This window comes from Acinetobacter sp. CIP A162 (genome assembly GCF_000367905.1).
Classification (GTDB): Bacteria; Pseudomonadota; Gammaproteobacteria; order Pseudomonadales; family Moraxellaceae; genus Acinetobacter; species Acinetobacter lwoffii.
Window position 1 is genome coordinate 131,714 of record NZ_KB849157.1, and the last position, 13,642, is coordinate 145,355.

Sequence of the window (13,642 nt, forward strand, 5' to 3'; positions counted from 1 at the left end):
ACCCCTTTAAAGCGTAATACGTTGACAGCTGATGCGAAAGCATGCGCCCTGTTCTTGTTGTATATAGTTTAATTGTGCCTGATTTGCTTCGCAAAAACTATGTGATAAATACAATCCTAATCCGGTACCACTAATCGATGTACTAAAAAAGGGTTTAAACAATAAGGCCTGATCATGTACGGCTACGCCAGAGCCAAAATCCCGTACATCAATCCAGACCCGATGTTCATAGGGATGCACATTCAGCTGAATATAGGCTGCATCTGCTGAATTGTGACGAATGGCATTACGAATCAGATTAATGAGGATTTGCCGGAATTGTGCTTCATCAAACTGAATTACCAAAGGGATATCAATATTAAATTGAATCTGATCATGAATATCGGCCAGATCTTCTTGGATAAATAACGGGATAAAATCATTGAGATGAATCGGTATAGGATGGGTTTCTTTATTTTTGACCATATTCAGCGTGTCCTGAATAATCCGGTCAATCCGGGTCGCCTGTCGGCCAATCATCTGCTGGAGTAGCTGTTGCTGTTCAGTTTCCGAGTCCAGATATAAATCATTGGCTTGCACAATGGCAGCTAGGGGGTTGCGAATTTCATGGGCAATACTGGCCGAGAGTTGACCCAGTGCAGCAAGTTTAAGTTGCTGCACCTGCTGATTCAGTTTTTTGGCATCCTGTAACACCAGTAGCATTAGAGTCTGATGTGGCACAATCAGTTTTTGCACCTGCACATGAATATTATAGCGACTTTGCTGAGATTCAAACTGAAAGCGCTCACCATTTTCCAGTGTCTCAAAATGGATCAGTTCAAATAAATCTGGCTGTGACTGAGATAAGGTGAATTTCTCATGGCCGTATTTGGACTCAATTCCAAGAAGATTACAGGCGGCAGGATTACTGAGTACCACATGGTAGTTTTCATCCAGAACCAGATAGCCGGTTTCAATCTGCTCCAGAATATAGCGGTTAATATTCTGTAAGCGATGCAGTTCCAGCGATTGAGAAAAATTTAGATTTTCCAGAATCTGAAAGCGGCGTATGGCAATTTGTCCAGTGCCATAGACCACAAAAAATAAAAAGGCCAGCAAGGCGCTATTACTGATATTGCTGAGTGATGAAAATGCAAAAATACTGCCGATAAAATGCTGATAAATTACGCTGATAACAGCAACCAGCGTGACGACCAAGGCCTTTTTTGCATCTAATAATAAAGATGCAGAAAAGATAGTAATCACAAACAGCAGCCCGATTTGCAGATTAGGACCGTCGCTCGCCAAAGTCAGCAAACTTAAAACGCAGACATCGCTAAAGAAAATCATAATCAGCTGCGGCTGGATCAGGCGTCTGATCCATTTCAGCACAAACAGCTGTACGGTATTGATCGCAACCCCGATTCCCAGTGCATAATAATACAGCTGCGGGTATTGATAATCGGTGGTGAGTTCGGGGTAGGTCAGCATAAAAATCAGCAACAAACCGGTGCTGATCAGCAGACGATAAGCGCTGTACCAGATACCGAGATGGTATTGATTCAGTTCAGCATAGTTTTTTTGTTGTGCCATATGCACCGGAAATCGTTAAAAGCTAAGGTTTAATGAGTCCATAGCGCATGGCCAGATGAGTCAGTTTAACATCGCTATCGATATTCAGTTTTTCAAAAATACGGTAACGATAAGTATTCACGGTTTTAACACTCACAAAGAGCTTGTCGGCAATTTCCTGGGCGCTGATACAATTCACGACCATCATCGCGACTTGCATTTCACGCTCTGACAATGCATCAAAAGGCGATTGTTGTGTATCAGAAAGGTAAGAGCTTGCTAACTGTTCCGCAATGTCTGCACTGAAATATTTGCCGCCTTGCATGACTTTGTTAATCGCACGGACCATTTCCGAAATCGGGGCCCCTTTGGTGATATAACCTTTGGCACCGGCTTTCAATAACAGGGACGGATAAGGCTCTTCTGCTAAACCGCTAACCGCCAAAACTTTGGTTTCCGGCGCACTCTGAAGTAGACGGCGCGTGGTTTCTACGCCACCAATGCCCGGCATATTCACATCTAACAAAACTACATCAGGATGATGTTGACGAACTAGAGAGATCGCTTCTTCACCAGATTCAGCTTGTCCAATTACCTGAACCTCCGCATGGTCTTCTAGCATTCTGCAAATTCCAGTACGAACTAATTCATGGTCGTCCACAACTAAAACTGTGATCACCTACGCTCTCCCTCTGTTAAAAAAATCATTTTTTTGTTACATAAAGCAAAATAAGCTTGCAATGAAAGTACAAAATTAGCAATCCTATTCGCAAGATTAAATCTGAAACTTATCACACAGTGTCAAGAACAAAAAATGTTCGGCATTGTGTTTAAATGTAAGGCATATTAGAGGTAATACGCAAATCAATCTTACCTCTGTTAGTTGAGTGAAGGAATAGTGAAGAAAATAAACAAGTCTTTAAGGCATCTACTCGGCCTGTCCGTGTTAATCAGCATGAGCACGACAAGTTTTGCTGAAATCATTATGAATTCTGGCACGGCAGAGGACGGTTCCAGCATTAGTTGGTCTTCTGAAGAAGTTAACCAGTTAATGAGCGATGATTTTAATGCGTCAGCCAATGAGCCTTCGCCACCCGGGTCTGCAACAGTGACCACTACTTTGCGTCAGGTCGGCACAGCAGCGCCAGCAGCAGCCAAACCTGCTTATACTGCGCCGCAGATTATTGATACGAATCATTTTAGTAATCAACCTTCTGTCAATGCACGGGCTGCACTGGTCATGGATGCACAAACCGGTGAGGTGCTGTTTAGCAAAAATACCAATACTGCCTATCCGATTGCATCGATTACCAAGCTGATGACAGCGGTGGTCATTTCTGATGCACGTCTGAACATGTCGGAAAAAATCACACTACAACAGGCTGATTTTTCCTGTTCAGGTTGTAAAAGCTCAAGCTCGACTTTAAGAGCAGGGGACAGCATGAACCGTGCTGAAGCTTTACTGTTTGCTCTGATGAAGTCCGAGAATCCGGCTGCTGCCGCTTTGGCACGCACTTATCCAGGTGGCCGATCAGCGTTTATTGCCAAAATGAATGCAAAAGCCAAAGAGCTCGGCATGAATTCTACCCGCTTCATGGAGTCAACCGGTTTGCATCCGGGTAACATGGCTTCAGCTCGTGACTTGGGAATCTTGGTAAATACTGCCTCTCAATATGGCCTGATTCGCCAGTTCTCGACCACGCCAAGCTATGACTTTAACTTGGGTTATCGTGTGTTGAAATCGAATAATACCAATGCCTTGGTACGTAATGGCGGCTGGAATATTAATATTTCTAAAACCGGTTTTATTAATGAAGCAGGGCGCTGTGTGGTGATGCACACGACTCTGAATAACCGTCCGGTGGCGGTGGTACTTTTAGGTGCAAACAGCTCACAGGCGCGTACCAATGATGCGACCCGTTTAATGAGTTGGGTCAGCCAGCAACCTAAACGAATCTAATTGATTGGTTCATAAAAAAACCCTGCAAGTGCAGGGTTTTTTTAATTCTGGCCGGAATTACATATTCGACAGAATAGAGTCTTTAACTTGACTCATAGTTGCATCAATCGACAACATCACGGCATCAGCACATTGCTTGATAGCAGTGTCTGGATCTTTCAGACCGTTACCCGTTACGGTACATACGATTACTGAACCTTCAGCAATTTTACCCGCTTTAATATCACGGATGGCACCGCCGACAGACGCAGCAGATGCCGGCTCTACGAACACACCTTCATACATAGAAAGCAGACGTTGAGCTTCGAGAATCTCCGCATCAGTCAGTTCATCGAACCAGCCGTTTGAATCACGAACAACCGCTTTAGCATGATTGAAGCTTTGCGGATTGCCGATACGAATCGCAGTTGCAACAGTTTCCGGGTTTTCTACTGGACCGCCACGAAGGAACGGTGCAGCACCAGAGGCTTGGTAACCTGCCATGATTGGCAAGCCAGCCGGTTTAGGACCAGTAAAGGCATCAGTTTCAGCATCGTAAACGACTTGCTCAAATTCTTCTTTCGACTGGTTGGCAACCGCTTCAGTATAACCCATCCAGTGCGCAGTGATGTTACCCGCATTACCGACTGGCAGGCAGTGATAATCCGGTGCACGACCTAAAGCTTCAACGATCTCGTAAGCAATGGTTTTTTGACCTTGCAGACGGTATGGGTTGATTGAGTTTACAATCGTTACCGGTGCCTGATCGGCAACTTCTTTGACCAGACGCATACCGTCATCAAAGTTACCGCGAATTTGCATGGTGATCGCACCATACATCATCGCTTGTGCCATTTTACCCATGGCAATTTTGCCTTCAGGGATGAGCACGAATGCTTTAATGCCGGCACGCGCAGCGTATGCAGCCGCTGCTGCAGAGGTGTTACCAGTAGATGCGCAGATGATGGCTTTAGAGCCTTCTTCAACGGCTTTGGTCACCGCCATAGTCATACCGCGGTCTTTAAATGAACCAGTCGGGTTTAAGCCCTCGTACTTCACATAAATTTCAACATCTTTACCAATAATGCGTGGAATATTCTCAAGCTTGATCAGTGGAGTATTACCTTCACCCAAAGAGATCGCACGAGTAGTTGCAGACACTGGTAAACGGTCGCGATAGCGGTCAACTAAACCAGTATAACGATTGGCATTCGACATGATGATGTTCCAATTGTGTGTAGAGCTTGGCAAGGGGAATCCTCCCCTCAACCCGATTAATTATCAAGCGATTCTAAACGAATTCGTACAATTTCGCCATGAATGACGGGTAATGCTTGAATTTGTGAAAGCGCTGCATCCATTTTTGATTCGACGATAGGATCGGTCAGAATCACGATAGGAATAAGGTCTTTGGATAAACGCGGTTGCTGCATGATCGCATCAATACTGATGCCGGCACGACTGAGAATTGTGGTGACATCGGCAAGCACGCCCATCTGATCTTCGGCATTAATACGGATGTAATAGCCGGTGGTCATTTGTTCACGACTCAAGATCGGTAAATCACTGAGCGCTTCAAAAGCCAGTTGCGGAATAGTACCTGCGCCGTCTTCTGTGTAAATGATGTCACGGACAATATCGACGACATCAGCAACAACCGCAGAAGCCGTTGGTCCCGCACCTGCGCCAGCACCATAGTACAGTGTTGGGCCGACCGCATTCGCTTGTACCAGAACCGCATTTTTCACGCCGTTAACATTGGCAATCAGCTGGTCATCTGGAATTAGGGTCGGGTGTACACGGAGTTCAATCCCGGCATCAGTACGGCGTGCAATGCCCAGATGTTTAATCCGGAAACCGAGGTCTTCGGCATATTTCACATCTTGTGCCGTGACTTTGCCAATGCCTTCAGTAAAGACTTTGTCAAACTGAAGTGGAATACCAAAGGCACATGAGGCCAGAATCGTCAGCTTGTGTGCTGCGTCAATGCCTTCCACGTCAAAGGTCGGATCGGCTTCGGCATAACCCAGTTCTTGCGCTTCTTTCAGCACATCTTCAAAAGCGCGGCCTTTTTCACGCATTTCACTAAGAATGAAGTTACCTGTGCCGTTAATAATACCGGCCAGCCATTCAATCTTGTTGGCTGCCAAACCTTCACGGATCACTTTAATAATTGGAATGCCACCAGCCACTGCGGCTTCATAGGCAATTTGCACGGCATTGTCTTCAGCCGCTTTAAACAGTTCATTACCGTGTTCAGCCAAGAGTGCTTTGTTGGCGGTTACAATATGTTTGCCATGTTTCATGGCTTCCATGATGACTTCATAGGCAGGATGAATTCCGCCCATGACTTCAACCACCACGTCTACATCAGGTTGACGCACGATGTCCATCAAATCAGCACTTTGTTTGACCGATTCTGGCAGATCCAGATCAGGACGTGGACGACGGGTGCCTACATGGGTAATTTCAATTTCACGACCGGTGCGACGTTTGATCTCAGCAGCATTTTCTTTTAATAGTTTCAAGGCACCACCACCTACAGTACCAAGACCGAGGATTGCCAGACGAACTGGTTTCACGTCACACTCCAAATTAAACAGTTTTTTACAAGAACCTAGATCATAGCTAAAAAAACCGCCTGACTCTAGGGTCATTTTCAGAATATCTTTATCTATAAATTAAAGTTAAATAACGTATTAAAATGAGTTATTTAAGCCGGTTCAATAATTCCGAGGTAGACAGGTAACCGCCCAGATAAGCCCCTGCTGAATTATAAATGGCAGGGGTGCCATTCACGCCCATATTCAGACCCATTTGATATTGATCTTGAACAGGATTTTCACATTTTTCTGCGCTAATCTGTGCACCGGCAATCGCCTGGTCAAACGCACTACGGCGGTCGGCACTGCACCAGATCGCTTCCATGGCTGGCATATGCTGTTCACCACGCGGCCAGGCGATATAACGCACTTCAATGCCTTTGGCATTCATCTCATCCATTTGTTCATGGAATTTATGGCAATACGGACAACTGACATCGGTAAACACATAGACCACATGCTTGGTTTTGCCTTTGGCTGGATAGACCAGCAAGTCTGCTGGCTTGAGTTCGGCAAAGAGTTTATTGTTGATGCCTGCTTGCAGATTTTCGCTGACATTGTGCAGCTGTTTATCGCCGAGACGGATCACATCGCCCTGAATCAGATACTTACCGTCACTGGTGACATAGACCGCAGACATGCCTTCCAGGCTGACCCAGAACAGGTTCGGGACTTCGGTGGCTTTAATGTCGGTGATTTTGGCACTGATGCCGGCAGTCTTGAAATGCTTTTCCAAGGTCGAAACCAGGCGCTGTTGGGCATTACGTTCGGTCAGGGTAGAGGCTTCGCCCGTTGCTGGTGCACTTGCAGTGAGCGTATCTTGCTTTTTATCGTTGTTCGTGGAATTGGAACATGCGCTAAGCCCCAAACCAGCAGCAAGTGTGCAAGCCATAAAAACTTTTGAGCGGGCAAATGTCATAAATAACCCTTTTCTTCTTGGACTAAAAACAGAGCATTAGCATAACAAAAAAAAATACAATCACGTCAAACTTCTCAGTTTATTCGACCTGTAAACGTTTTAAGCCCGTGGATGATGGGTCGCGTGTAGCTGTTGCATCCGTACCTGCGCCACATGAGTATAAATCTGGGTGGTAGACAGATCACTATGTCCGAGTAACATCTGTACCACACGTAAGTCTGCGCCATGATTGAGTAAATGGGTGGCAAAGGCATGGCGCAAGGTATGCGGTGACAGTTCGGATTGAATTCCGGCCTGCAGCGCATAACGCTTAATGGCATACCAGAAATTCTGCCGGCTCATGATGCCGCCATGCTGGGTCAGAAACAGATAATCGGTCGAAGTCTTGTACAGTTGCGGACGGGCTTCATTCAGATATTTTTCCACCCATTCACAGGCCATTTGTCCCATTGGAATCAGACGTTCTTTATTCCCCTTACCGACGATACGTAAATAACCCTGTTTTAAGTTGATCAGTTCCAGACGCAGGTTAATCAGTTCGGTCACCCGAAGTCCGCAGGCATACAGCACTTCAAACATGGCGCGATCGCGCAGCCCTAATGCCGTGTTGATATCCGGGGCATGAATCAAGGCTTCAACATCAGCTTCGGACAAATCTTTAGGTAAGGCCCGGCCCAGTTTCGGGGTTTTATGTGCGGCCACCGGATTGTCACTACGCAGTTTTTGCTCGCGTAAAAATTTATAAAATGAACGCAAGGCAGACAGGCAGCGGGCAATCGAACGTGGGCTTTTTTGCTGTTTGGTCAGCGCAATCAGTACATCGGAAATATCATCATGATTCCATTCGGGCAGAGGCTTGCTCAAGCATTCTGCACATTGCACCAGATCGGACAAATAGGCATTGCGGGTATGCGGGCTGACCGTTTGTGCAATCAGATAATCACGAAAACCTTGCAAATAACTGAACGCATCAGGAATCTGGACAGGGGCAGGAATACGGGGTTTTTTATTCAGCATAGGGTGAAAGGATCTGATCTAAAAAAGCGATAATCGGGATTGGTATTCTCCACTGTAGTTTAATTTTATGACAGTGTCGATGTGGTATAAGGCTAAATCGAAATGTAATTAATCTTATTTGTTAATTATTCTCATTTGTTTGTATACTGTACAAAATAGTTTAGGAATTTCACGGTGCGTTTGTCTGATTTAAAAGCAAAACAAATTGCCATCATTCGAAAAGTGAGTCGAACAACTGATGGTGAAAGTGCTCTACACGATGTCGTCGCGAGTCGTTTGGAAACTTTAGGCTTTGTACCAGGTACAAAGGTACAGGTCATTACTAAAGGTATTTTTGGTGGAGATCCCATTTTGATTCAAGTTGGATTCACACGTTTTGCTTTGCGTAAATCAGAAGCAGCCAAAATTGAAATCGAACAGGCGGTGTCGGCATGAGTGATACATTACGTATTGCCCTTGTCGGTAACCCTAACTGCGGTAAAACTTCATTATTCAACCACTTAACTGGAACACGCCAAAAAGTCGGTAACTATGCGGGTGTGACGGTTGAACGTAAAGTCGGTACTTTTCAGCTTGCTTCAGGCAAAGCGGTACGGGTACTGGATTTGCCGGGAACTTATAGTCTGGATGCGACCAGTCCGGATGAAGAAATCACCCGTAATGTGGTGCAAGGTAAAATTGCGGAAGAGCAGGAGCAGGATGCATTTTTGTGTGTGGTAGATGCCACCAATCTGAAATTACATCTGGGTCTGGTGCTGGAAATGATTGCGCTGGATCGTCCGGTGCTGGTCGTGCTGAACATGATGGATGAAGCACGCCGTCGTGGCATGCAGATCAATACCCAGAAGCTGTCTGAGCGACTGGGCGTGCCTGTGGTAGAAACGGTGGCTGTGCGCAGTTCAGGCATTGAAAACCTGAAAAATGCGCTAGATCAAGGCAAGTATTCTGTACCACAGACTGAGCTCAGTGGCTTGAAAGGTGATAGTCACCAGCGCGTAGAAAACATTCTGAATGACGTGGTCAATTTCGTCGATCAGGAAGATAAGCGTACCGATTTTCTTGACAAGATTTTTCTGCATCCGGTATTGGGCTTACTCAGCCTAGCTGTAATGATGTTCGTGATTTTCCAGGCGGTATTTGCCTGGGCTGCGCCGTTTATGGATGGGATTGAATCCTTCTTTGGCTGGCTGGGTGAGTTCCTCGGCGAATATATTTCGCACCCATTACTGAATAGCCTGGTGGTGGACGGGATTATTGCCGGTGCCGGTGGCGTGGTGGTGTTCCTGCCACAGATTCTGATTCTGTTCTTCTTTATTTTAGTACTAGAAGAATCGGGTTATTTACCGCGTGCAGCATTCTTGCTCGATAAACTGATGTTTAAAGCCGGTTTGTCAGGACGTGCCTTTATTCCGTTATTGTCCAGCTTTGCCTGTGCCATTCCGGGGATTATGGCATCGCGGACCATCAGTGATCCACGAGATCGTTTAACCACGATTTTTGTTGCACCTTTAATGACCTGTTCGGCGCGTTTGCCGGTTTATGCCTTGCTGATTGCGGCATTTATACCGGCACAAACTGTCTGGGGCTTCCTGAATCTGCAAGGTCTGGTGCTCTTCGGTCTGTATATGGCGGGTATCGTAAGTGCTTTGCTGGTGTCTTTTGTGTTGAAATTCTTCCACAAAGATAAATCACAGCACATGTTATTGATGGAGCTGCCAAGCTACCGTTTTCCGGATTTGAAGAACGTTTGGATCGGCTTGCTGGATCGCGGCAAAATCTTCTTGAAACGTGTCGGTGGTATTATCTTCGCCTTATCGATTGTGCTGTGGTTTCTATGTACTTTCCCGCAGCCCCCAGAAGGGGCAACCCTGCCGGCCATTGATTATTCATTGGCAGGGATGCTCGGTCATCTGATGCAGCCAATCTTTGCACCGCTCGGTTTTAACTGGCAGATCTGTATTGCCCTGATTCCGGCGATGGCAGCGCGTGAAGTGGTCGTTGCAGCACTGGGCACAGTTTATGCGATGTCGGCAGTTGATGAAGATGCGATGTCTGAAGGTCTGGCTGCACTAATCAGCGGTGGAGGGGATCTGGGCTGGTCAGTTGCGACAGGTTTGTCTTTGCTGGTGTGGTTTATTTATGCACCACATTGTCTGGCGACTCTGGCAACAGTTAAACGTGAAACCGGTTCCTGGAAAACTGTCAGTATCATGACTGTTTACCTGTTTGGTCTGGCATATTTCATGTCATTCCTGACTTATCAAATTGCTTCATATTATTTGGGCTAAATCTCAGCTTGGCCTTGGCCAATTGAATTTGCTGCATTGTATAGGTATGGGAGATTGAGATGATTGAAATTCTAATTGTGACAGCGCTGGTGCTTTGGAGCATGCTGGTCGTATTCAAAAAGGTGTTTCCCAACACCTCTAATTCAGTCTTTCAGAAGCTGTCTGATGCCTGTGCGGCCAAGGGTTGGCAGCGTCTGGCCAAATGGCTGCAACCGGGTATGGCTGCAGGCTGTGGTGGCAACTGTGCCTGTCCGGTTTCAGAAAAAAGTTCAGAAGAAAAGCCAGCCCAACAAGCGGTGAAATGGAAATAATTTCCTTTTCTGGCTGAATTTTAAAAACCGTCATGATCATGACGGTTTTTTTACGCATGGACACAAAAAAAATGTGCAGAAAAGCCAATCAGAAAAGGCATTCAAAACAGCAAAGTGCTACCATTTCGTCAGTTTCAAAATAGACCAAAATATGGGGCGAAAATGTTAATACAACGTGGTGGGTTAAAAGTCGTTGCAGGACTCGGAATATCAGGTGTTGCAGCAGTCAATTTCTTGCATAGTCAGGGCTACCGCGTTGCAGTAACAGATTCTAGAGCTAACCCGCCAGGGCATGAGCAGATACCCGCTGAAGTTCAGACCAGTTTCGGTCAGTTTGATGCCGAGCTGTTGTTGTCTGCGGAAGAAATCGTGATCAGCCCAGGACTTGATCCTAAACTTCCTGAAATTCAGGCAGCCATCAACAAGGGCATTCCAGTAGTCAGTGAAATCCAGATTTTACGCCGTGCTACAGACAAGCCAATCGTAGCAATTACCGGTTCTAATGCCAAAAGTACCGTGACGACCTTGATTGGCTTGATGGCAGCGGATGCTGGTAAAAAAGTCGCTATCGGTGGTAACTTAGGTCGTCCTGCGCTAGACCTGACTAAAGACGATCCTGAGCTGTATATACTCGAGCTGTCCAGTTTTCAGCTGGAAACCACCTCAAATCTGGCGGCTGAAGTCGCGGTGGTGTTGAACATGAGTGAAGATCATCTGGATCGTCATGGCGATATGATGGGTTATCACACGGCGAAACACCGGATTTTCCAGGGTGTAAAAAAAGTCGTCTATAACCGTGATGACTCTTTGACCCGTCCTCTGGTGCCAGACGTAACACCGATACAAAGCTTTGGTCTAAATGCACCGGATATGAACCAGTACGGTATTCTCAAGGATACGGATGGCAGCATCTGGCTGGCGCGTGGTCGTGAGCGTCTGCTGAAAAGTACCGAGATGTATATGCAGGGCACGCATAATGTTGCCAATGCCTTGGCCTGTCTGGCGCTGGGTGAAGCGATTGGCCTGCCACTGGAAAGCATGTTGAATACCTTAAAGACCTTTAAAGGTCTGGAACATCGCTGTGAATTCGTTAAAGAAGTGCAAGGCGTACGTTATTATAATGACTCCAAAGGTACCAATATCGGCGCAACCTTGGCAGCACTGGACGGTCTCGGCATGGCCATTGAAGCCCAAGGCGGTAAAGTCGCGATTATTCTCGGTGGTCAGGGCAAAGGGCAGGACTTTAAAGCCTTGCGTGAATCATTAAGCAAATATGCCAAAGTAGCGGTATTAATCGGTGAAGATCGTCCCGTCATTGAAGCAGCGATTGCGGGTACGATTGAACTGATTCATGCGGACAGCTTGCAGCAGGCAGTAGAAATCTGCCAAAAGCACACTCAGGCACATGATGTCGTGCTATTGTCTCCTGCATGCGCAAGTTTTGATATGTTCTCGGGTTATCCTGAGCGTGGTCGCAAGTTTGTTGCGTATGTGAATGAACTCAATTAAGAATAACAAGGATTCGTGATATGGCTGGGTTTGCTCAGACTACGATCAATAAATTAAATCAATTTTATACGCAGTGGATACCTAGAATACCTGCTGAAGTGAATCCACGGAATGTATTGATTTTCTGTGTGTTGGCTTTGCTCTGCATTGGTTCGATCATGGTGGCATCGGCCTCGATGCCCTATGCAGAACGTATGCATGAAAATCCGTTTCACTATATTAGCCGACATGGGATTTCGATTTTTGTCGCTGCCGTAGCAGCTTTTCTGGCTTATAAAATCCCCTTAAAAGTCTGGTTTAATAACACTTTCTTTTTGTGGATTATTACCATCGTACTTTTGGTGGCCGTGCTATTTGTCGGGACGGAAGTCAATGGTTCCAAACGCTGGATTCGGATCGCAGGCTTTACCTTACAGGCTTCGGAAGTCGCCAAAGTGATGATGGCAATTTTTACTGCAGACTACGTGGTGCGCCGTGCGGAAGAAGTACGGAATAATATCAAGGGTCTGGTCCGTTTAAGTGCCATCATGGGTGCTACCGTCGGTTTGATTATTCTCGAGCCTGACTTGGGTGCAACCGTGGTAATTACCTTAACCATGCTTGGCGTGTTCTTTCTGGCGGGTGCGCCGTGGATTCAGTTCGGTGTGGCTTTTATGACCTTGGTCGGCGCATTTGCTGCCGCGATTCTGTTGGAACCGTATCGTCTGCAACGTCTGCTGTCTTTTTCGAATCCTTGGGAAGATCCCTTAGGCACCGGTTATCAGCTCTCTAATGCCCTTATGGCCTTTGGCCGTGGGGAGTGGGCAGGGGTAGGCTTGGGGCATAGTATCCAGAAAATGTCTTATTTGCCTGAGGCGCATACCGATTTCATGCTGGCAATTTTGGGTGAAGAATTTGGCTTTTTAGGCATTTCAACCATCCTGATCTTGTCCTTCACCATGCTGGTTTGCTGTATCCGCATTGGACACCGCGCCTTGCAGCATCAATATTTGCGTGCCGGCTATCTGGCTTATGGCATCAGTATCATTTTCCTGTTACAGATTCTGGTGAATGCCGGTATGAATATGGGCATGTTGCCGACCAAGGGTTTGACCTTGCCATTTATTAGTTATGGCGGTTCATCCCTGATTATCTGTGCGGTCATGATCAGTCTGATTCTGAAAATTGATTCGACCACGCGTCAGGTCAATCCAAGCCGCGAAGAATCAAGCTTCTAGATTGGAGTTTCGTCCTGGCTCTGGCTGAGCATGGTCCAGTACCGTGCTCGGCATTGCGGTTCCACAATTGGAACAGGTCACAAAAGCAGATTTAGGCTTGGAAAGTGGAATCAAGGGTATAAAAAATAAAGAAAAATAATTACGCTGCTGTTTTAGCTCATAGCCCGAACGAGTACGGCAGACCGGACACAGAAACTGGCTTTTCTCAATGGTTTTGGTTTTAGGGCCGACGCCAAAAATAAAAAACATACTCTTCTTCCTATCAATTTTTCATTCTAGAAGTCTAGC

13 protein-coding genes are annotated in these 13,642 nt (G+C 46.2%); 6 read left to right on the forward strand and 7 right to left on the reverse strand.

The window, feature by feature from the left end:
- Positions 1-6: 6 nt before the first annotated feature.
- Together F995_RS00880 and F995_RS00885 are read right to left on the reverse strand one after the other, a co-directional pair.
- Positions 7-1,572, reverse strand: a complete 1,566-nt coding sequence (locus F995_RS00880) for a sensor histidine kinase (protein ID WP_004644918.1) — start codon at positions 1,570-1,572, stop codon at positions 7-9.
- 22 nt (positions 1,573-1,594) lie between these two features.
- A complete protein-coding gene (locus tag F995_RS00885) occupies positions 1,595-2,230 on the reverse strand; it encodes a response regulator transcription factor GacA (protein WP_004281059.1) in 636 nt (211 codons plus the stop codon).
- 219 nt (positions 2,231-2,449) lie between these two features.
- Here F995_RS00885 and F995_RS00890 point away from each other — a divergent pair, with 219 nt between their 5' ends.
- Entirely contained in the window at positions 2,450-3,511 is a 1,062-nt protein-coding gene (locus F995_RS00890; RefSeq protein ID WP_004281060.1) for a serine hydrolase, read from the forward strand.
- Between the two features lie 57 nt (positions 3,512-3,568).
- Here F995_RS00890 and thrC read toward each other — a convergent pair whose 3' ends face one another.
- From thrC to xerD, 4 genes are all read right to left on the reverse strand, one after another.
- Positions 3,569-4,708, reverse strand: coding sequence for a threonine synthase (gene thrC / locus F995_RS00895; RefSeq protein WP_004281061.1), 1,140 nt, complete (start codon positions 4,706-4,708; stop codon positions 3,569-3,571).
- A gap of 56 nt (positions 4,709-4,764) precedes the next feature.
- Positions 4,765-6,072, reverse strand: coding sequence for a homoserine dehydrogenase (locus tag F995_RS00900; protein WP_034605826.1), 1,308 nt, complete (start codon positions 6,070-6,072; stop codon positions 4,765-4,767).
- Positions 6,073-6,199: 127 nt separating this feature from the next.
- The gene (locus F995_RS00905) at positions 6,200-7,012 is read right to left on the reverse strand and encodes a DsbC family protein (RefSeq protein ID WP_004281063.1); all 813 of its coding nucleotides are present in this window, start codon (positions 7,010-7,012) and stop codon (positions 6,200-6,202) included.
- 99 nt (positions 7,013-7,111) lie between these two features.
- On the reverse strand, positions 7,112-8,029 hold the full coding sequence (xerD, locus tag F995_RS00910; protein ID WP_004281064.1) for a site-specific tyrosine recombinase XerD: 918 nt from the start codon (positions 8,027-8,029) through the stop codon (positions 7,112-7,114).
- A gap of 174 nt (positions 8,030-8,203) precedes the next feature.
- Between xerD and F995_RS00915 the strand changes: the two genes are divergently transcribed.
- From F995_RS00915 to ftsW, 5 genes are all read left to right on the forward strand, one after another.
- Entirely contained in the window at positions 8,204-8,464 is a 261-nt protein-coding gene (locus F995_RS00915; protein WP_004281065.1) for a FeoA family protein, read from the forward strand.
- Positions 8,461-10,317 carry a ferrous iron transporter B gene (gene feoB / locus F995_RS00920; RefSeq protein WP_004281066.1) on the forward strand — a complete coding sequence of 619 codons (1,857 nt, stop codon included), beginning with the start codon at positions 8,461-8,463 and terminating at the stop codon, positions 10,315-10,317. Before F995_RS00915 ends, feoB begins: the two co-directional genes overlap by 4 nt.
- Positions 10,318-10,376: 59 nt before the next feature.
- On the forward strand, positions 10,377-10,628 hold the full coding sequence (locus tag F995_RS00925) for a DUF6587 family protein (protein ID WP_004281067.1): 252 nt from the start codon (positions 10,377-10,379) through the stop codon (positions 10,626-10,628).
- A 162-nt stretch (positions 10,629-10,790) separates the two neighbouring features.
- Complete coding sequence (murD, locus tag F995_RS00930) at positions 10,791-12,137, forward strand: UDP-N-acetylmuramoyl-L-alanine--D-glutamate ligase (protein ID WP_004281068.1); 1,347 nt, start codon at positions 10,791-10,793, stop codon at positions 12,135-12,137.
- Between the two features lie 20 nt (positions 12,138-12,157).
- The gene (gene ftsW, locus F995_RS00935) at positions 12,158-13,354 is read left to right on the forward strand and encodes a putative lipid II flippase FtsW (RefSeq protein ID WP_004281069.1); all 1,197 of its coding nucleotides are present in this window, start codon (positions 12,158-12,160) and stop codon (positions 13,352-13,354) included.
- Here the strand turns inward: ftsW and F995_RS00940 are convergent.
- The gene (locus tag F995_RS00940) at positions 13,343-13,603 is read right to left on the reverse strand and encodes a zinc ribbon domain-containing protein (protein WP_004281070.1); all 261 of its coding nucleotides are present in this window, start codon (positions 13,601-13,603) and stop codon (positions 13,343-13,345) included. The two genes, ftsW and F995_RS00940, sit on opposite strands and share 12 nt — an antisense overlap.
- Positions 13,604-13,642 lie beyond the last annotated feature (39 nt).